Annotated in this window: 18 protein-coding genes; 15 read left to right on the forward strand and 3 right to left on the reverse strand. The window is 38.5% G+C overall.

Translation table 11 applies throughout. The features are described 5' to 3' along the window. Positions 1-231: 231 nt before the first annotated feature. Positions 232-1,074: a site-specific integrase gene (locus Q0P86_RS11885; protein ID WP_295039687.1), complete on the reverse strand. Its 843-nt coding sequence runs from the start codon at positions 1,072-1,074 to the stop codon at positions 232-234. A 104-nt stretch (positions 1,075-1,178) separates the two neighbouring features. Then, positions 1,179-1,769, reverse strand: a complete 591-nt coding sequence (locus Q0P86_RS11890; protein WP_294111977.1) for a GNAT family acetyltransferase — start codon at positions 1,767-1,769, stop codon at positions 1,179-1,181. 565 nt (positions 1,770-2,334) lie between these two features. Between Q0P86_RS11890 and Q0P86_RS11895 the strand changes: the two genes are divergently transcribed. The 14 genes from Q0P86_RS11895 (at position 2,335) to Q0P86_RS11960 (ending at position 17,077) form a co-directional block, all read left to right on the forward strand. Beyond that, positions 2,335-2,562 carry a hypothetical protein gene (locus Q0P86_RS11895; RefSeq protein WP_295039689.1) on the forward strand — a complete coding sequence of 76 codons (228 nt, stop codon included), beginning with the start codon at positions 2,335-2,337 and terminating at the stop codon, positions 2,560-2,562. Positions 2,563-2,817: 255 nt separating this feature from the next. Continuing rightward, on the forward strand, positions 2,818-4,095 hold the full coding sequence (locus Q0P86_RS11900; RefSeq protein ID WP_295039691.1) for an ATP/GTP-binding protein: 1,278 nt from the start codon (positions 2,818-2,820) through the stop codon (positions 4,093-4,095). A gap of 1 nt (position 4,096) precedes the next feature. Next, positions 4,097-4,855 (forward strand): RloB family protein, encoded by a 759-nt coding sequence (locus tag Q0P86_RS11905; protein WP_295039693.1) that lies wholly within the window; start codon positions 4,097-4,099, stop codon positions 4,853-4,855. A gap of 866 nt (positions 4,856-5,721) precedes the next feature. Beyond that, positions 5,722-6,516, forward strand: a complete 795-nt coding sequence (locus Q0P86_RS11910) for a glycosyltransferase (protein ID WP_295039696.1) — start codon at positions 5,722-5,724, stop codon at positions 6,514-6,516. Beyond that, a complete protein-coding gene (locus Q0P86_RS11915) occupies positions 6,507-7,415 on the forward strand; it encodes a glycosyltransferase (RefSeq protein WP_295039697.1) in 909 nt (302 codons plus the stop codon). The genes Q0P86_RS11910 and Q0P86_RS11915 overlap by 10 nt, the downstream gene beginning before the upstream one ends. Before the next feature lies 1 nt (position 7,416). Beyond that, positions 7,417-8,367 carry a glycosyltransferase gene (locus tag Q0P86_RS11920; RefSeq protein ID WP_295039699.1) on the forward strand — a complete coding sequence of 317 codons (951 nt, stop codon included), beginning with the start codon at positions 7,417-7,419 and terminating at the stop codon, positions 8,365-8,367. A 1-nt stretch (position 8,368) separates the two neighbouring features. Further along, on the forward strand, positions 8,369-9,427 hold the full coding sequence (locus tag Q0P86_RS11925; RefSeq protein WP_295039701.1) for an EpsG family protein: 1,059 nt from the start codon (positions 8,369-8,371) through the stop codon (positions 9,425-9,427). Between the two features lie 8 nt (positions 9,428-9,435). After that, entirely contained in the window at positions 9,436-10,356 is a 921-nt protein-coding gene (locus Q0P86_RS11930; protein ID WP_295039703.1) for a glycosyltransferase domain-containing protein, read from the forward strand. 11 nt (positions 10,357-10,367) lie between these two features. Then, positions 10,368-11,234, forward strand: coding sequence for an ATP-grasp fold amidoligase family protein (locus tag Q0P86_RS11935; RefSeq protein ID WP_295039704.1), 867 nt, complete (start codon positions 10,368-10,370; stop codon positions 11,232-11,234). Further along, a complete protein-coding gene (locus Q0P86_RS11940) occupies positions 11,222-12,280 on the forward strand; it encodes a polysaccharide pyruvyl transferase family protein (protein ID WP_295039706.1) in 1,059 nt (352 codons plus the stop codon). Before Q0P86_RS11935 ends, Q0P86_RS11940 begins: the two co-directional genes overlap by 13 nt. Positions 12,281-12,362: 82 nt before the next feature. After that, entirely contained in the window at positions 12,363-13,817 is a 1,455-nt protein-coding gene (locus tag Q0P86_RS11945; protein WP_295039708.1) for a hypothetical protein, read from the forward strand. Continuing rightward, positions 13,814-14,971 carry a Coenzyme F420 hydrogenase/dehydrogenase, beta subunit C-terminal domain gene (locus tag Q0P86_RS11950; protein WP_295039709.1) on the forward strand — a complete coding sequence of 386 codons (1,158 nt, stop codon included), beginning with the start codon at positions 13,814-13,816 and terminating at the stop codon, positions 14,969-14,971. The genes Q0P86_RS11945 and Q0P86_RS11950 overlap by 4 nt, the downstream gene beginning before the upstream one ends. A 4-nt stretch (positions 14,972-14,975) precedes the next feature. After that, positions 14,976-15,950, forward strand: a complete 975-nt coding sequence (locus Q0P86_RS11955) for a glycosyltransferase family 2 protein (protein WP_295039711.1) — start codon at positions 14,976-14,978, stop codon at positions 15,948-15,950. Beyond that, the gene (locus Q0P86_RS11960) at positions 15,947-17,077 is read left to right on the forward strand and encodes a sugar-transfer associated ATP-grasp domain-containing protein (RefSeq protein WP_295039713.1); all 1,131 of its coding nucleotides are present in this window, start codon (positions 15,947-15,949) and stop codon (positions 17,075-17,077) included. Before Q0P86_RS11955 ends, Q0P86_RS11960 begins: the two co-directional genes overlap by 4 nt. A 320-nt stretch (positions 17,078-17,397) precedes the next feature. Here the strand turns inward: Q0P86_RS11960 and Q0P86_RS11965 are convergent, their stop codons facing one another. Further along, positions 17,398-18,633: an IS256 family transposase gene (locus tag Q0P86_RS11965; RefSeq protein ID WP_095879753.1), complete on the reverse strand. Its 1,236-nt coding sequence runs from the start codon at positions 18,631-18,633 to the stop codon at positions 17,398-17,400. Between the two features lie 43 nt (positions 18,634-18,676). Between Q0P86_RS11965 and Q0P86_RS11970 the strand changes: the two genes are divergently transcribed. Next, complete coding sequence (locus Q0P86_RS11970) at positions 18,677-19,660, forward strand: acyltransferase family protein (protein ID WP_295039715.1); 984 nt, start codon at positions 18,677-18,679, stop codon at positions 19,658-19,660. Positions 19,661-19,671 lie beyond the last annotated feature (11 nt).

Genomic DNA, 19,671 nt, shown 5'->3' on the forward strand with positions numbered 1-19,671 from the left:
CGGCCGCATAAGGAAAAAAGTTCAATTAAGAAACCGGTTTTTCCTGTCGGAAAAAACCGACCACTTTACCATTTGAGGGAACAGAGCCAAAATTTCCAATAAAGAAGCCCTGGAACGGTTGGTCCAGGACGATGAGGAACGCTGCCTTAGGCGACCTCTATGTCAAGTTTTCCTTCTATGTACCGTTTTTCTCGGCCCACTTGTTATGTAATTTTGTTGCCCAAAGCCATATCACCCTGCCGGGACGTTTATCTTGAACTTCTTCATCTCGCGGTCGATGACCTTGTTGGAGTAGTTCGCGTAAATGAGCGTCGTCTGTATGTTGGCGTGGCCGAGCACTTTCGATATCACCTCGATGGGCACCCCGAAGGAGACGCACGAGGTGGCGAAGGTGTGGCGCGCGATGTGCGCGTGCAGGTGGCTGTGGAAGTCCAGCTTCTTGGCGGCGGCGCGGAGATTCTTGTTGAACGTGGAGTTGTCCACCACGTGCAGGGCCGTTTCGCCAATGCCCTCGAGAAGGGCTAGCGCCTGGGCGGGAATCGGGATGTAGACCTGCGCGCCGGTTTTCTGCGTGAAGATGCGTATTTTGCCGTTGTGGATGTCGTGCAGGGTGAGCGCCCGGAGGTCCGAGAAGCGCAGACCCGTGAAGCACGAGAAGAGGAACGCCCGCAGCGCCTCGCGCTCGGAGAAGTTGAGCTGCTCAGAGCGTTCCCTGAAGCCGGAGTACAGCTTTTCGAGCTCGTCTATTTCCAGGAACTCGCGGCGGTTGCGGACCTTCTTGAGCGGAAAGTCCCGCATGGGGTCGCGGCGCATCTTGCGCCTGCGGAGCAGTTCCCTGATAAACATCCGAAGTATGGAAAGCGAGCGGTAGATGCAGCCGGCGCTGTTCTTGCGCGCGTGCATGAAGTCGATGTAGCCGAAGACGAACGCCTCGGTGATGTCGCTGCATTCCGCCGTGGGCCTGTACATCTGCAGCTTGCGCAGGTGGGAGAGGTATGTGTCGTAGGTGTATTTCGACAGCGTGCTCGCCTTGGATTCCACAATCGCACGCGTCTCGGCGTAAAAGTTGCTCATTGGTTGCCCCTTATGGCTTACATGCGTTCAAAAGCCATCGTTTAGATTATCTCTGTACAAATGTCATCTAGAATCTCAGATTTGAATTGAACAATCCCAAAGTCCTAAATCGTTTTCAGTAACTGCAATAGGTTCTTGTCTGAGGATTTGGTTCTCCTCGTCCCGAACTCGACAAAGTGGTTTTGCACGCAGTAGAAATCCAGGAGTTTTTTCTTGTTTTCGCATTCCAAGACGCAAAGAACTCCACCGACCCCGTGCTGCATAAGCAGAATTTGGTCCATTGCGAGAGACAAAAGTTCGTTCCCCGTAATTGAGTCGTTCAGCCCTGCCTGGAAATTTTTCCCGAGTTGCGCAATCAGGTATGCGGGGATGTTGTATTCGCCGTCATCGTCTAGGGTGCTCATTCGGGAAAGTTTTCTTTGGATTGTTTTGGATACATTCTGCGCCTTTACGGAAATTGTCTTTATCGCGAGCGCAAAATACCCGAGAAGAGCCCCGTTTTTCTTGGAGAAAACCAGATAGCTCACGGCTTGGTGTTTCTTTGCAAATTCAACTGCCGATTTCTTCAGGAAGTGCTCTACATCCCTGCTCAGGGGGCATTCGTAAAGATTCTGGAGACCGGACAGGTCTTCTTCCAAGGGTGCGTTACCCAGATATTCTCTGATGTTTAAGACGAAGTAAGTTCTAGAATCCATATTTTTTTCGGAGCAGTGAAAGCTTTCTTAAACCGGATGTACCGCTAAGAACTTCTGCCTTGACACGACTCCTGGAAACAGGATTCTTTAACGAGCGCTCAACAGCGTTAACGAAGGACTTGACTTGCTTGGTCCCTGCCACTGTGAAACTGTTTTTTATGCTCGATGTAGCCATTGATGGTGTCCTCTAGCGAAATATACATTTATCAAATTCAAAAATCAAGTCTGCGCGTATCTTCATGTGTCGTCGTGAAACAATGCTCACTTGTGCACTAATATAGATTTCCGAGTGAGGTTTGTCAAGAGGTACGTGGCGTTTTTTTAGGGTGGGGGCTTTTCTCGTCCAAATTTCCACGTTTCCCCAGCCGTATACCGCATGCCCCCCTTGTAATAATTTCGTAATTTTCTAGATTTATACGCAATTATGCAATTTGTGGTAACGGATATCACGGATTGCCGAACATTGAACGGACGAGACCCTCGCGATGACGTTGACTAGTGACTTTTTGTTTGCCGGACCGCACCCCGCAGCGGGGTAACAAGATAACTGTTCCACGAGGCGAAAATGGATTCCTTTGCTCTGGTAGAAAAGAATGCCGAAAAGGTAACGGGACTATCCGTTGCCAAGCTTCGCGAGTACAGCCCGAACCAGTTCCGGAAGCACCTGGAATTGAAGAAGGGTAAAGTATCTTTCCGCTCCTTTTTCCCTGTAATTGGTCGGGGAAACATCTTGCGCGACAGCCTTGCCACCTCCACCGAGATAGACGCAGAAATCGACAAGATTCTGGTTTGAACAGACTTTCTTCGATTCAACGAAGATTCAGTGGGCGCAAAAGCAGGGCTTTTTCGAGTTCCTGAATGCCACTGTTGCTGGCCAGTTTGTTCAGCATATCGAATGCTTCGGGGACTGCGGTCAGGATGCGCTATTGTAACCAAGATTAACGCATTTTTGATTTTTTTGATTTTCTTGCGTGAATTTCTCACGTTTGCTTATTTTTGTTTGTATATTTATAAAAAAAGGATTATCATTATGCTCTTGCGATTGACAATGCAGAATTTTCTGTCTTTTTATAATCAGACGGAATTTGATATGTTCCCTAACCCCAAAAGGGAGCGTTTCCGTAATCATATCTATGATTTAGAAGTGCCGTTATTGAAAATGGCTGCTATTTATGGTGCCAATGGAGCTGGAAAGACGAATTTGGTCAAAGCTTTGCAGTTCCTAAAAAAGTTCACGACAAAAACAGATTTTTTTAGGTTTGTTGAATTTGATGATTATCGTTTTCAATTAAAGAATGGAAACGACGAGCCTTTTTCGCTTAAGGTTGAATTCTATGAAAAAAATTACTTTATCTATGAAGTGGATATAGGGAAGTCTGTTTCAGAGAAACTATGGATCTCTGGACTCGGTGAACAGGAAGATGTGCTGATATTCGAACGATTTGGTTACGAAATCAAAGGGGATTGTGTTCCGAATGTGGAATCTTCAAAAATGCTGCTTAAGAAAAATCCCTATGCTTCAGTGTTGGCGTTAAATGAACAATTCCCAATCTTGGATCACGAGTTGATAAAGGATGTGTATAATTGGTTCAAAAACACGTTAGTCACAGTATCGATTAATTCTCGCATAGACCGATTGATTGAATTGTTGGATTCTAATCCGAAGATGCTTGAATTCTCGAGCTTGTTCATGAAGGATTTAGATATTTCGGATAAATTGACGATATCCAGATACGAGTTCAAGGATTGGCTGAATACAAAGCGGGGAAAAATATATAGGAATGATTTTGCGCATGGGGGCATGGGTGATATGAAAAATTATTCGGTGTCCGCCCATTCTAATAGAAGAAATGAATTCTACCTTGTTCGCAAAAAAGAGGAAGAATATGTGCAAGAGTTCCTTTTTGATCAATTAGGAGTTGATGGCTATAAGAAGGGAATGGATATTGATAGCCAATCGGATGGAACTGTTCGGCTTTTGACATTGTTGCCCTTGATTTATGAGATTATAAATATGCAAAAGGTTGTTGTCATAGATGAAATCGAAAACAGCATGCATCCTAATTTGGTTTACAAATTGCTGGAATATTTTGGCCGGTCTCCGTCTAAAGGACAGCTTGTTTTTACGACTCATTTGACAAAGTTGATGGATCAGCAGAACTTGTCTAGATTGGATGAATTGTGGATTGTTAGTAAGGATAGCGGCAATTCGACCATGCGTTCCTTGAATGACTTCAAAATCCATAATACAATCAATATTGAAAATGGATACCTAGATGGACGTTATGGCGGAATTCCCAAAATTAAACAGTTAGAGGCTGTTTAGAGTGTCTGTTAGAAAATATAAGAAATCTGAGCCTTCGTTGGAGCTGATGCCGCCCCAAGTGCGAACGGCGTTTGTGGATGATGCTACGGAGAAACCTGCTCGAGAAGGAAATCTGCTGTATCAAAAGAAAGATTCTTTTGAAATCCCTAAGGCGTTTATTGTAGTTTTGTCTGGGGGCACGGTTCGGGAAAGAAGATACTTTAAATACCTAACCCAAAATCCAAGTATGTTTCCAGATTTGAGGTTTGAGTTTTTCTGTGAAGACCGTTTTGCAACGGGTATGAGACCCTTGGTCTTTGATTTGGCGGAGGAGAAGGTCAAACAGTACAAAACGTCTGCATCGCATGAAAAACCGGATGAATATTATGTGGTTTCTGATGTCGATGTGTTTAAGGACCATCTGGTTTGTTTTCAGCAGAAATGCCGAGAATTAAACATAAATTTAATTATCAGCAACCCATGCATTGAGGTGTGGCTGTACTACTCGAAAAGAGCTGACCGGTTTGATGGATTTCAGATTCCACAAATACCAGAAAAGATAAGTCAGTGTGTAAAGACTTTCTTGAACGACAAAATTCCAGGGGGAGTGAATCCGTCAAAAGCCCTGCTTGTGCTTAGGACTAATATTGAGAATGCGAAAAACAATTATTGTGAAGATACATCTGGATTCCCCACCATTTTCTCGACAAATATGTTTAAATTGGGTGAAAAATTACTGTCTTACGTTGAAGATGGCCTGAACAAGTTGATGAGGGTATGACTTTGGTGTTGTGAACCATGACCACCAAAGGTAGATTGTGCTTGAAAATGTAAGCTTCCCCATTCTTGTATTGCCCACGAATACGATATAAAGCACTTGCACAAATATATACTACTACATAATAGGTAGTGTCAAGGGCATTCCCTTTGCGAGATCAGGCAGTTACTGGGAACTATTTATTTTACATTTTCTGTAAAACGTGCCAAGCACTGTCAAAAATTCGCGCAAAAATCCCAAATTTTCCCAGATCTTCCATTTCCCCAGCCATATGAATATACCGGAGCAAAGTACACCGTGAAACCGGAGTAATGGAAACCGGCGTACCGGTCAAACGGAAACCGCGTCCCTGAAAATGCAGTTGACTCACATTTTGTGATTTGCTTTTGGCTGGATAAGACCTGCATCTCGCATTCGCATATACATGCCGCCTTTGAATATGCTTGTTTGCGAATGGCTCGCGCGAACATGATTAAGAATCCCGCGCGGTCCCAACATTCTGAATTGAGCAAAAAATAGAACTATCAAAATGGTTTCCTTGAAGTCGGTATTGCAGTTTCCTCCATTCCGGACTAGCGGTTTTTTCTGGCCGGAATATTCACCATATATCGTGTACCCCCCCCTTGTAATAATTTCGTAATTTTCTAGATTTATACGCAATTACGCAATTTGTGGTAACGGATATCACGGATTGCCGCACATTGAACGGACGAGACCCTCGCGATGACGTTGACTAGAGACTTTTTGTTTGCCGGACCGCACCCCGCAGTTCCCCGTAGACTGGGGAAGGGGCGTCTTGAAGCCGCGATAAACAGGTGTCTTGACGCCGCTTTTGTTGCGGAAAATTTGGGTTAGAGAGGGCTTCTATCGTGCCTGACCATGTAACACTTTCCATCTCTATTGTCGTCTATAAAAAATACGATGACGTCCTTTTGGCTATAGACTCTATTGAACGGTTTACGGACAAGTCCTTGTCTAAGAAACTCTATATTGTTGATAACAGTGGCTATGCGGACGACAATCATTACAAATGTGCATTTCTTGAAAGCCTTTCGAAATATGACGATGTAGAATATGTGGATACCAAGAAGAATCTTGGGTTCGGGAAAGGCCATAACTATGTAATTCCTTGTCTGAATTCGGATTACCATGCTATTGTAAATCCCGACATTGTCCTTTATTCTGATGTTTTCACCCCGTTAGTGTCTTTTTTGAACGAGAGCCAGGATGTTGGCATGACGGCACCTGTTTTGACGGACGAGTACAATAATGTGCTCCGGGTCTATAGGCGTGATATCACAGTGTATGACCTGCTTTGCCGCTATGTGCGCATAAAGCCTTTGAAAAAACGATTTGACTTCCATACCATGGAAGATGTCGATAAAACGAAGGATTTTGACTGCGAATTCGTACAGGGAAGCTTCCTTGTTGTTCGTACGGATCTTTTCAAGAATGTCAGGGGCTTTGACGATCGCTACTTTATGTATGCGGAAGATGCCGATTTGTGTAGGACGATTCGCAAGCAAAGCCGGATTGTTGTGCACCCAGCTGTTCGCGTTGTGCATAAGTGGGAAAAGGCTAGCCACACTAATTTTAAACTGACTCGAATCCATGCTGTTTCACTTGTGAAGTATTTTAATAAGTGGGGATGGAAATGGTCGTAGATGAGTTAAAGCAAATTTCTTGTGCGGGAATTATCTTATATAATCCTGACATTGACCTTCTAAAAAAAAATGTTGACGCCCTTGTTGGACAGGTGAAAAAGATATACCTCTTTGACAACGCATCTGGCAATAAGACTGAAATTGAACATTTTATAACATTATATCAAGACGTTTGCTACTATAGACATCCCGAAAATGCTGGTATTGCATTTGGTTTGGATTATCTCTTGCGTCAAGCAAAAGATGATGGGTTTAAATGGATCTTGACAATGGATCAGGATTCAATCTGTGCAAACAACCTTATAGAAGAATACTCTAAATTCTGTAACCAGCCCCAGGTCGCTCTTGTTTGTCCGTTTGTATTGAATAACGGAAAATACACCCTTGAAACATATCGGCAGTTGAATTTGCCAGAAATGAGCAAAATAACAAATCCAATAGACTGTATTACATCTGCTTGTTTGACAAATGTTAATGTTATTTCCGAAATAGGTGGCTATGCAACAGATTTCTTTATTGATGGTGTTGATACTGAGTTGAATTGCCGCGTAATGCAATCTGGATATATAATTGTTCGGGCGAATAAAACTTATTTGATTCAACAAATGGGGAAGGCGAAAAAAAATCGCATATTCGAATGGCTTTATCGGTTGACAAAAGCAAATATTTTCAGACGCATTCAGGTTGCGGCAGTGTATAACGATTTGAGGTTGTATTACTTTGCTCGCAACAATTGGATTATTCACAAGAAATATCCCAATGCTGGTGCTAGAACAAGTACGCCATTCATGATAATACTTTTTTTGTTCTTTTCTATTACATACCCTTTGTCTAGAAGTCGCGTCGCTATGTGGAAAAGCATATTTAAAGGGTATAAGGCGGCAAGGAAGAGTGTGTAGTATGAAGATTTCTGTCGCAATGGCTACATACAATAGTCGGAAATATATCCTTTCGCAGTTGGATTCTATTGTCAAACAGACAGTATCTGTAGATGAAGTTGTTTTTTGTGATGATTGTTCCTCTGATGGAACTGCCGATGTGATAGAAGATTTTATAAAAGAAAATAATTTGAACAATTGGAAAGTTGTTCGTAATGAAAAGAATGTTGGCTTTTCAAAGAACTTCACTAAAGCAATAAGCTTGACTACTGGTGATGTTGTTGTATTGTGCGATCATGATGATTTATGGGTCGAAAATAAAATTGAAATTATCACAAAGACATTTTTAGACAATCCAAATGTGCTGGCACTAGGGACTAGTTTTGTCAGAATTGATGAAAATGGACAGGAAAACCCGATTAAACTGTTATGGGGGCATTCAAACAATAATTTAATACGGCGTAGGGTGAAAAAAGGTGCGCTGGTGCCAATTTCTGTAAACGATGTTGCTGTGTTCAATATTGCTCCAGGCTGTTGTTGTGCTTTTCGTTCGTGCTTGAAGCAGGATTTTCTTGCAATAGACTCTTCAATGCCTCATGATTGGAAGGTTAATTTTATTGCTGCTTTAAAAAATGGATTGTATTACCTTGACGTAATAACTACAAAATATCGGATATACTCAAAAAATACAATAGGCTTGGTGCATCAGACCTCGTTGGAAAAGAGAATTCTTGATTGCAAAAAAAATCTAACTGAAAAAAAGGAAATGATAGAGTGCGCGAATTATTTCAAAGCATCTGGCACGATAATACAGTATTTGAAAAATTTAGTTGCAGTATTTGATGAAAGAATTCTTTTCCTGCAAGCGGGATTCTCTTTTAGAAGATTCATTTCACTCTTGTGGAAATCCAGAGATAAAAAAGGTCTATGGGAAAGCGTTCTCACGGACGCCTTGACTATCATGAAAAAATAATATGTTTGCAGCTGTTTTTTGTATCCTCATTTTTGTTGGTTTTTTCGCAAAAGATAAAATGCGGTTGTTTGGGCTGACGTCTGTTCTTTTTTTGTCGGTTCTGTGCTATGGTGTGGATGATCCTGACTTGCAAAACTATAAAAGAGCATATGATTCTATTGCAGCGGGAAATGATTATACGGATTTGGGTGTCATATGGCTTGGCTTGTGTAAGTTTTTTTCCTCATGCGGATTTGATTATTATATGTATAAATCCGTAATCGTTTTAGTTTCTGGATTTTTTATTTTGCAACTGATAAATCATTATGTGAAAAATCCCAAATATGCATCTTTTGTTTGGGTTTGCTATTTAATATTTCCTGCAGTAATGGATTTGGTGCAATTGAGATTCTTCTTAGCCTCTAGTATTGCAATATGGTCTACGCAATTTCTCATAGATAAGGCAAAATACGGTAAGGGCAAGTTCATAATATTTATGCTTTTGGCTAGTGCCATTCATTCATCGCTTTATTTCTATTTTTCGTTTCTTCTTTTTCCTTTTTTTGAAGGGAAAGAGAAAAAATTCGCCTATATGGTTGTAATATGTTTTGTATCCTTCTTCTTTTTGAAGAATCATTTGCTTTCAGTGGCTAATGCCTTGACTAACGCTAATAGGATGGATCGGTATTTTGAAAATGGTAGAGCAATAGGTTCGTTTGGAATTTTGGCGTATATAGGCACGATAATCGCTTTTAATTTTATTGCAAATAGAATGAAGAGAACTGTTAGCGCAACAGAAGCAAATTATTATGATTTCTTACAAAAAGCGGCATTGGTTAGTTCAATTCTTTTGCCGTTATCCCTATTTGATACCAATTTTTTTAGGATTCAAAGACCGATGTGGCTGATGCTATACATTGGGGCAGCAATATTGCTTGATAGGGGTGTGAGGACAATAAATGTTGGACGCCAAAAACGAATCAATTGTAGGCAATCAATTGCAGTTCTGGCTGTAATGGGGTTTATTTTTTTTGTAAGCATTTTCAATTTTAATGTAATTGAATGCTATTTCATTCGGTAGGTGGAAAAATGGATAGGCTTGATTATGTTGCTGCAATTGAACGGTTAAATTCTGATTTCATAAAAGAGAGGAAATCAAGGGCTCAAAAGATTGGCAATGCATTTTTAAAATATTCCACGGCTATTTCGCATTTGCATTTTAGCAAAGTTTTTCAACTATTTCGCGACAATATAGCCGCAAAAATAATTGCAAAAAAATACACTAAAGAAATCCATTCTCCGTCGATTTTACCGAAAGATTTGAATTTTCGAGAAAAAAAAATAGTGGTTTATACCTGTGTTGTAGGGAATTACGATCAAATACCGGAACCATTGCTGAAATACGACAATGTGTCTTTTGTTGCTTTTGTTGATAACCCCGATATGTTCAAAAACAAGGAGAGTCAATGGAAGTACAGCCCGATTCCTCGAAAACTTGAAACGCTGTCACCGACATTAATGAATCGTTATTTGAAATTTCATCCATCGGAATTATTCGGTGATTATGAGTACAGCATTTACATAGATGGGAATATTCGTATTGTGTCGGATATTCGCACTCTAATACAGAATTGCGGTGACAAAACCGGACTGGCAATGCACCGTCATGGTGCACGAGACTGTGTTTATGATGAAGCTATGGTTTGTTTGCTGTACAGAAGAGGCTCGGCAAAAAAAATCAAGGAGCAAATGGCGAAGTATTGTTCAGAAGGATTTCCTAAAAATTATGGCTTAAATGAAGCCAATGTAATTGTTGCAGATCTAAAAAATAATCGGAGTTCAAATCTTTTAAATGAATGGTGGAATGAGCTTCTGAGAACAGGTAGTTTGAGAGACCAGTTGGCTTGGCCTTATGTATTATGGAAAAATGAGTTGACAATAGATGATGTTGGATGCTTGGGAGTAGATGTTTATTCTAATCTCAAATTTCAAATCAACAAGCATAATTGAAAGGTTTGTTTATGGTTGTAAAAACTTTTATAAAGCGGCTAATTCCTGATTCGTTATATTTGAAATATCGTTTTAAAAAAATGATGGGATATCCTCTCAATTTACGCAATCCCAAAACATTTGATGAAAAGTTGCAATGGCTTAAGCTTTACAACCGAAATCCACTGTACACAACACTTGTCGACAAGTATGCCGTCAAGAAATGGGTGGCAGATAAGATTGGCGAACAATATGTGATTCCTACTCTTGGAGTTTGGAACAGGTTTGAAGATATTGATTTCGGGAAACTGTCGAACCAGTTCGTACTAAAGTGCACGCATGATAGTGGTGGACTTGTGATTGTCAAAGACAAGTCAAAGTTAGATTTTATGGCTGCTCGCCAAAAGATAACGGCTTCGCTGAATCGTAATTTTTACTGGCAAAGTCGCGAATGGCCGTATAAAAACGTATTTCCACGAATTATAGCAGAGCCTTATATGGAAGATTCAACATATAAGGAATTACGAGATTACAAGTTCTATACATTTAACGCGGAACCAAAGTATTTGTTAATTGCAAAGGGCCGACAAAATAATAATAAAACGTTCGATTATTTTGATATGAATTTTAATCATATTAATTTGCAGGATGAACGAGTTCCCAATTCGACGACAATTCCGGAAAAGCCTATTTGTTTGGAAGAAATGAAAAAAATATCGAAAATCCTTTCGGAAGGCATTCCTCACGTCAGAGTTGATTTCTATGAAATAAACGGAAAAGTTTATTTCGGAGAAATGACTTTTTTTGATGATGGAGGCTTTATGAAAGCAAAGCCGATTTCATGGGAAAAGGAATGGGGAGATTTGATAGAATTGCCGGAGCGTAGATGCAAACACTAATCGTCACTTTTTGGAAAGCTCGTAACTACGGAGCATTTTTACAGTGTTATGCATTGCATAATACGATTCCGAATTCAAAAGTCCTTGCGTACAAGGCTAGATCTGCGGTTTTATTTGCTGAACGGAAAAAAAAGTATCGTTATATTTGGCCTTTTTTACATCCTTACTGGTGGCTCAAAAATTTTATAAATCAAATACGAGAACCGACTTTTTCTGATTGGAAGCGAATTCCGTGTCAGAAATATAAAGTATTCAAAAACACAAGGGACCTGTCTCTAAAATATGATTGTATAATTGCTGGCTCTGATCAAATTTGGAATGCTCGTTTTGTATCAGACGAAGAATACATTTATTTTGCAGGTTTTGCATCTGATGAAACTCGTAAAATTTCCTATGCCGCATCATTAGGAATGCCATCCTGGCCAAAGGACTTTGAAGCGAAGGCACTCCGTCTATTGAAAAATTTTAACTCTGTTAGTGTTCGAGAACGTTCTTCTGTTGAATATTTACAATCGCTAGGAATAAAAAATGTTTCTTGTGTTTGTGATCCAACGATTTTGCATAATGGAGAATTTTATCGAAAGAAATTTAAAATCGAAAATAATCGTAGAAAATATTCCTTTATCTATACAATTCGAGAAAAACTTTCGGCATCCATAGAGAAACTTTTATTAGACGATGTTGTCAAGTGTTCGTTAGATGGATTTAGGATTCCTTCGGTATCGCAATGGCTTAGCTACATTGACAATGCACAATTTGTGGTGACGGATAGTTTTCATTGCTGCGTATTTTGTCTGTTGTTCCATAAGCCTTTTTTGATTTTGCCCACTAGTGGGCAAAAAAGCGGAATGAACGAACGGTTCTCAACATTACTTGAAAAAAATCATTTAGAAAATAGAATCGTATTATCATCGGAATCTTATGAGGATGCTTTTAAAAAGTTGAATTCTGTTGTTGACTGGTCTTTTGTTGATGACTCTTTGCAAAAATGGCGTGAAGAATCCCTTCTTTGGCTTCAAAAAAAATTAACACCTTCGGTTTCTTAAAATGCAGCTAATAGAATCCCATGCAAATAATAAACGAATTGTGAAGAATACAATCATTCTTTATATTCGAATGGCATTTACGATGGCTGTACAGCTATATACGAGTCGTATTGTGCTTGCCGCATTGGGTGTTTCTGATTATGGGGTCTATAATGTTGTCGGCGGAATTGTCACTATGTTCGCCTTCTTGAATAGTGCGATGACCACATCTACGCAGCGCTATATTACTTATGAGTTAGGGAAAAAAAATCCCCAAAGATTAAAACAAGTTTTTGCGACGAGTATGCAAATACATTTTCTTATTGCATTAGTTGTAATTGTGTTGGCGGAATCTGTAGGAATATGGTTTCTTAAAGAAAAGATGATTATTGCCCCAGATAGAGCGAATGCGGCGATGTGGGTTTTCCAATTAAGCGTGATTACTGTTGTTGTCGCCATCATGAGTTTCCCTTATAATGCGGCAATAATTGCGCATGAAAAAATGTCTGCATTTGCTTATATATCAGTATTAGAAGTTTCACTAAAACTCGCTGCAGTGTATTTTGTTCTTTATGCAGAATGCGATAAACTCATTTTGTATGCAATATTGATAGCCTCAATTCAGTTGCTTTTACGTTGCGTTTATTCGGTGTATTGTAAAAGACATTTCGCTGAAACTCGTATGTACCTAAAAAGAGATAAGATTCTGTTTAAAGAAATGCTCTCTTTTGCAGGGTGGAATTTGTGGGGGAATTTTGCAGCAGTTTTGTTTACTCAAGGACAAAATATGCTGTTAAATGTCTTTTTTGGCCCTGTTGTAAATGCTGCACGTGGTATAGCTGTTCAGGTACAGGGGGCTGTTCTGCAATTTGCGGGAAACTTCCAGATGGCTGTTACTCCCCAAATTACGAAAACCTATGCCAATAATGAAATAGATGAAATGCATTCACTTATACTGCGTGGATGTAAATTCACATTTTATCTGTTGTTCATTGTGTCTCTGCCAATTCTTCTAGAAACGGGGACAATTCTTGAAATATGGTTGAAAGACGTTCCTGAATATACGGTTGTTTTTTTGAGAATAATATTGGTAACAGCAATGCTTGATGCAACTGCAGGTCCCTTGATGAATGCCGTTGCAGCAACTGGACGAGTTAAGGCTTATCAGACTATTGTTGGGGGAATCTTATTGGTGATTGTTCCTATATCCTATGTGGTATTACGATTTGGAGGTGCTCCATGGTCTGTATTCATTGTCCATTTTGTTGTTTGCTGCACAGCATATGTTGTTCGACTTGTAATGGTCAAGAAAATGATTGGGCTGTCAATTCGCCGGTTTGTTATGGAGGTTGCGTTAAAAGTATTTTGTGTTACATTCTTATCTCTTATTCTTGTAATGCTTGTGAAAAATGCTCTATATGATTTTACTTACAAATGGATTGCAATGGTGCTTATTTCAATTTTGATATCCTCCTTAAATTGCTTTGTTTTTGGGCTGTCTAAAGGTGAACGTTTTTTTGTTATGAAAAGAATTCCATTTTTTAGAAATAAAGTATGATTGAATTGTTTGATAAAAAGAAATGTTGCGGATGTGGTGCGTGTATGCAAATTTGTCCAAAAAATTGCATAACAATGCGTGCCGACAATGAAGGTTTTTTGTATCCTGTGGTTGACACTTCCGTCTGTGTTCAATGTGGAGCTTGTGAAAAAGTTTGTCCGTTCAATTCCGTGTATGAACAGCAAAAGCCGATAAGCACATATGGTGTGATAAATACGAATGAGCAAATTCGTTTAACGAGTTCCAGCGGAGGTGCGTTTACTGCGTTGGCGCGAACGATTTTAAGGCAAAACGGCGTTGTTTTTGGGGCGTGTTTTGACAAGGATTATCAAGTAGTAATCGCTTATGCTGAAGATGAAGATTCTTTAGAGGCTTTTAAAGGATCCAAATATGTTCAGGCTCAAGTTGGAGAAAGCTTTTCCAAGTGCAAATTTTTTCTGAATCAGAACAAGATTGTTCTTTTTTCGGGAACCCCATGCCAAATTTCAGGTTTGAAGCATTTCTTGAAAAAAGATTACGATAGTCTTTACACTGTTGATGTGGTTTGTCATGGCGCGCCTTCTCCAATGGTATGGAAAACTTATTTGAATTGGTGTAAAAGGCAAAATTCTGGGTTGTTCCCTATTAGAAATATATCTTTTCGTGACAAATGCAGTGGATGGAAAGGGTTCAGTTTTACCATGAAGGGGCAAAGCTGTACCCTTTCAACCCCTTATAAATATAATCCATATATGAAGGCGTTCTTATGGGATGTCATATTAAGGCCTTCTTGCTATGAGTGTAAAGCGAAAGCTGGGGCAAGTCATGCTGATTTGACGTTAGGTGATTTTTGGGGTGTTGATAGAATTATGCCATCTGTTGATGATAATAAAGGGGTCTCGCTTGTTTTAGCAAATTCTATCAAGGGCAAAGAACTTTTAAATAAAACTGTAGAATTAAATGTATTTGACACTGATTATGATAAAGCTGTCTACTACAACCCTGCAATTGTCAATCCTGTAAAGCCCCACCCAAAGAGAAATTATTTCTTTAAAAATTTTAATTCAACTGATTCTTTTGAAAACCTTGTAGAAAAATGTTTGAAACCTTCATTAAATGAAAAATGCGTTGATGCGTTAAAACGTATCTACCATAAGCTTTTAAAAAGGAAATAAAAAAATGAGTAATGTAGAAATTTCGGTAGTAATCCCGATTTATAAAGTAGAACGCTATGTTGCTAAAACAATTGAAAGTGTTCAGCACCAAGATTTTGATTCATATGAAATCATTCTGGTTGATGATGGTTCTCCAGACAATTCGGGAAAAATTTGTGATCAATATGCAACCTCTGATAGCAGGATAAAAGTCATTCACAAAGAAAATGGCGGCGTTATGTCGGCTCGGTTTGCTGGAGTTGATGCTGCTGAAGGAAAATATATCGCTTTTCTGGATGGTGATGACAGAATGCCTCCTACGGCATTATCGAATTTTTATAAAGCGATGAAAGAAAAAGAAGTTGACTATGTGAATGGCGTTTGCGTTGATATTGATGAAAATGGAAATAGAATAAACGATGTTATTTATGGGACTAGCTTCAGTGGGATTCTTGAAGGAAATAAGAAGTATCGAAGGTTTATATCAGAACATCCTAAAGGCTTAAATATGAAAATGTGGCGAAAGGATGTCCTTTTATCCGAACCTCGAGTTGTTGTGCATCCATCAATAAAAAATAATGAAGATTTTATTTTTAATCTATTGATGTCAAGCAGGATAAATTCCATTAAATCTATCGATGATGTCGTTGCTGAAATCGTATGCCATCCAGGTTCGGCGTCTAACGGTAATTATAGTTTAGACTATTGGATTAATCTTCTTTCTTGGTTAGATGCCAATTATGAAAAATATGATGTTCGTTTTAACGACTTGATTCAGTATAAGTTGTTTACAATACATGAAAAAATTGAAAAGCCCTTAATTGATTTTGATTCCAACGCACAATGTTTTGCGAACATATCTTTAAAACACTATAATGCTAGATATGGCTTACGGGGCTTGAGGACAATCCTTTATGTTAGGTTCTCTAACAACTTTATTCGTGCAATCATTCGGAACGCCAAATCCATAATAAAAAAAACAAGGGGTTTATTTAAATGAAAAGAAGATTAAAAAAATTACTACAGTTTCTATGGAATTTAAGAAGACGTCGTATTGCGCAAAGATTTTATAGAATCAAATCTCTTAAGTATCTCCAAAAAAACAACATTTCTAACGAGTATGTTGATGGAGAAGATGCGTATATCGCATTCTGGAGCCGATTCCCTGAAAAAATAGAAACGGAATCGTATCGTTTCTTTTCTCGATATATGGGGAAAGTTCCGCATATTGTTCCTGAATATATTGGAGAAATGTATCTAGAGCGTTATTTGAATCCTGTTCGATATAGAGATTTTTATTCGGATAAAAATTTATACAGCCAATACATGCCTCACATTAACACTCCTAAAACGACATTAAGAAGAATTGATGGAGGACAACTTTTGAACGAAAATTTTGATTTCTTTTTGAACAAAGGCTTTAGTTGTTCGTGCGAAGATTTTGAAAGTTATCTGAAAAAATATCAAGATTTAATATTCAAGCCGAGTGTAGATACTGATTCGGGTGTTGGTGTCGTTAAATTTTTCAGGAAAGAAAATGGATTTTTCAATTCTAATAATGAAAAATTATCATTGCAATATCTAATGTCATCGAATGATTTTATTTTACAAGAAGCCGTTCAACAGCACCCATTCTTTTCGAAACTTTGCGATACCTCTGTAAATACAATGCGTTTATGCTTATATCGTTCTGTAAAAACAGAACAGATTCATTTGACCGGAGGTATAGTGAGAATTGGTCGAAAAGGAACTTTCGTTGATAATGCGCATGCGGGTGGACGTTTTGTAGGAATAAATGTATCCGATGGAACTTTAATGAAAACGACACTGGATCAATATGGATGTAAAACGGATGTATGGAATGACATTGATTATTCGCATGAAAAATTGAAAATTCCATGCTGGGAAAAAATAAGAAAATTTGCCCTAGATGTGGCTCTGCAAAATCGTCATTGTCGACTTATTGCTTTAGACATTTCGCTAGATGTAAATGAAAATCCTGTTTTGATTGAAGAAAATATTGGCGGTTTTTCTTATTGGCTTCTAGAAATGACTGGCCAGGATCCGTTTGGTGGCTTTACTAATGAAGTTGTTGAATATTGCTTAAAAAAAATGTCTGAAAAATAAAGAAAGTTTATGGAAAGACAATCAAATTTTGAATTACTTCGCATAATAGCGATGTTCCTCGTTTTGGGGTTCTGTCAAATAAACTGTGTCATTTAGTTTTTGTTAGCTAAAAAAAGAGCTTTGAAATTTCAAAATTGAAGAAGCGAAAAGCAAAATCAAAGCGATGTTTTTTCAACTCGATTTTGTCTTTGCGACAACTTCAAATTTCTCCTTTTGAAGCAATTCAAATATAACAAGAAATGATAAAATTATCATTCCTTGTTTGAAAAAAAAATCATCCAATTAAAGTTTTTGTGTTTCCGTTTGGGGGCGGAGAAAATTCATTTTGGAATTTGATTTAAGTTGAGTGGATTAAATCTTTGACCAAAAAGAATCGATAATTTTTGTACGCAAGTTGTCCAGTTTTGCAATGGCTTTTTCCACTTCTTTTTGATATTTCGATACGCCAAGTACACGAGTTTTACAAGCGAGTCATCATTTGGAAACAGACCTTTTGTTTTTGTCACTTTTCGAATTTGGCGATGATAACCTTCGACAGTATTTGTCGTATAAATAATGCGACGAATTTCACTTGGATAATCAAAATAACACGAAAGTTTATCCCATTTTTCTTTCCAAGATTGAATGACGATTGGATATTTTTTTGCCCAATTTTCTTCTAATTTTTTGAGTGCAATTTCGGCTTCCGTTTTGGTCGATGCCGCATAAACTAACTTCAGTTCTTTCAAAAATTCTTTTTGTGATTTTGCGTTAATGTACTTGAGTGAATTTCGAATTTGATGCACTACACACAACTGAACATTGGTCTTTGGAAACACGGATTCTATTGCGTCCGGAAAGCCTGAAAGTCCGTCTACACAAGCGATGAGAATGTCTTCCACTCCGCGATTTTTCAAATCGGAAAGGACTTGCATCCAGAATTTTGCACCCTCGCTTTGCGACACATACATGCCTAGCAAATCTTTGTAACCATTTGAATCAACACCGATGACATTGTAAATTGCTCGCGTTGTTACGATGCCTGATTCATCTTTTACTTTGTAATGAATTGCGTCCATCCAAACGATGGGATAAACCGTTTCTAAACGTCTCGTTCTCCATTCGTTAATCTCTGGCCACACGCGTTCTGTGATGTTGCTAATGGTATCGGCTGAAATGTATTCGCCAAAATCATCTTCCAAATATTTTTGAATATCGCGCATACTTTGTCCGAGTCCGTAAAGGCCGATAATTCGGTCTGCAAGACCTTCGGCAAGCACGGTTTGACGTTTCTTCACAATCTCAGGATTAAAGCTTCCTTCGCGGTCTCTAGGCGTGTTTATTTGGACTGCTCCGTATGCCGTTTTTATCTCTTTCGGCATTTTCCCATTGCGCCGATTTTCTCGATTTTCGGGCTTTGTTTTTTCCAAATGAACATCCATTTCCGCTTCTAATGCAGCATTCAAAAAATCTTCCAATACTTGGTGAAATGCTCCGTCTTTGCCAAAAATTGGCTTTCCTGTTTTGAACTGAGATGCTGCTTTTTTGATCATCTCTTTATATTCTTCGTGTGTCATCATAGTTCCTCAATTTACATCATTTTTCAAATGATGCTTGGTGGTGAATGACACAGTTTTATGGATAGAGTCCGTTTTGGCTGTCCATGCCAATTATTTTGCGCTAGATGGGGGACCTTCAGCACAAGAGTGTGCAACTCGTGTTATTCCGTCTATGACAAGAATTGTCTTGGAATCGGCCTGTATTGTATGTGTTGATGTCTTTGTTTTAATTTCAGGATGGTTCGGGATTCATTTTAAATGGAAATCTTTGCTGAGTTTTTTATTTCAGGTTTTCTTTTTTGGTTTACTCATATACGCTTTCTGCGTAATTTTTCTTGATGTTCCTTTAAATATTAAAGGAATTGCGGCTTGCTTCCAAATAACGACATGGAATTGGTTTGTTAAATCATATTTGTTGTTGTACTTAATGTCTCCGATTTTGAATGCTTTTTGTGATCAATCAGACAAAAAAGCATTTCTGTTAGTTTTGATAAGTTTTTTCTCTTTCCAAACAATTTATGGATTAACGGGATCCGCAAGATTTATTGAGCAAGGATATTCTACAATCTCTTTTATAGGTCTGTATTTGCTTGCTCAATATATTCGAAAATTCGCTACTTTTTTTAGTGAAAAGAGTATTCAATTTCACTGTATGGGATATTTCCTGTGCGTTACTATGTTAAGTATTTTAGAGTTCATTTCTAGATTGACAAATCATCCAACAAGACAAATTTTTAGTTACATTAATCCTATAGTTATATTAGCTTCAGTTTTTCTACTTCTATTTTTTTCAAAACTACGATTTACAAATCGATTGGTCAACTGGATTGCGTCATCGTGTTTTGCAGTTTTTCTATTACATACGAATGTAAATCTATGTGAGCCCGTCTTTTGTAAAAAAATAGTTGCATTGTATAATCTAAATGATGGCATTGTATGTTTGTTTTTGATTTGTTGTTTTTTGTGTGTTTGTTATTTGTTGGCCATTCTTATTGATCGGTTTAGAAAAGTAATTTGGTTACTGTTGACTAAATATTTTAATTGACGGATTACTCT

The organism is uncultured Fibrobacter sp. (genome assembly GCF_946062555.1).
Lineage (GTDB): Bacteria > Fibrobacterota > Fibrobacteria > Fibrobacterales > Fibrobacteraceae > Fibrobacter.

What these genes read in the sequence shown, in the direction of transcription:
- Q0P86_RS11885 (WP_295039687.1), bottom strand. Translation starts at nt 1,074, where the DNA reads ATGAGCAACTTTTACGCCGAGACGCGTGCGATTGTGGAATCCAAGGCG.
- Q0P86_RS11890 (WP_294111977.1), bottom strand. Translation starts at nt 1,769, where the DNA reads ATGGATTCTAGAACTTACTTCGTCTTAAACATCAGAGAATATCTGGGT.
- Q0P86_RS11895 (WP_295039689.1), top strand. Translation starts at nt 2,335, where the DNA reads ATGGATTCCTTTGCTCTGGTAGAAAAGAATGCCGAAAAGGTAACGGGA.
- Q0P86_RS11900 (WP_295039691.1), top strand. Translation starts at nt 2,818, where the DNA reads ATGCAGAATTTTCTGTCTTTTTATAATCAGACGGAATTTGATATGTTC.
- Q0P86_RS11915 (WP_295039697.1), top strand. Translation starts at nt 6,507, where the DNA reads ATGGTCGTAGATGAGTTAAAGCAAATTTCTTGTGCGGGAATTATCTTA.
- Q0P86_RS11920 (WP_295039699.1), top strand. Translation starts at nt 7,417, where the DNA reads ATGAAGATTTCTGTCGCAATGGCTACATACAATAGTCGGAAATATATC.
- Q0P86_RS11925 (WP_295039701.1), top strand. Translation starts at nt 8,369, where the DNA reads ATGTTTGCAGCTGTTTTTTGTATCCTCATTTTTGTTGGTTTTTTCGCA.
- Q0P86_RS11930 (WP_295039703.1), top strand. Translation starts at nt 9,436, where the DNA reads ATGGATAGGCTTGATTATGTTGCTGCAATTGAACGGTTAAATTCTGAT.
- Q0P86_RS11935 (WP_295039704.1), top strand. Translation starts at nt 10,368, where the DNA reads ATGGTTGTAAAAACTTTTATAAAGCGGCTAATTCCTGATTCGTTATAT.
- Q0P86_RS11940 (WP_295039706.1), top strand. Translation starts at nt 11,222, where the DNA reads ATGCAAACACTAATCGTCACTTTTTGGAAAGCTCGTAACTACGGAGCA.
- Q0P86_RS11945 (WP_295039708.1), top strand. Translation starts at nt 12,363, where the DNA reads ATGGCTGTACAGCTATATACGAGTCGTATTGTGCTTGCCGCATTGGGT.
- Q0P86_RS11950 (WP_295039709.1), top strand. Translation starts at nt 13,814, where the DNA reads ATGATTGAATTGTTTGATAAAAAGAAATGTTGCGGATGTGGTGCGTGT.
- Q0P86_RS11955 (WP_295039711.1), top strand. Translation starts at nt 14,976, where the DNA reads ATGAGTAATGTAGAAATTTCGGTAGTAATCCCGATTTATAAAGTAGAA.
- Q0P86_RS11960 (WP_295039713.1), top strand. Translation starts at nt 15,947, where the DNA reads ATGAAAAGAAGATTAAAAAAATTACTACAGTTTCTATGGAATTTAAGA.
- Q0P86_RS11965 (WP_095879753.1), bottom strand. Translation starts at nt 18,633, where the DNA reads ATGACACACGAAGAATATAAAGAGATGATCAAAAAAGCAGCATCTCAG.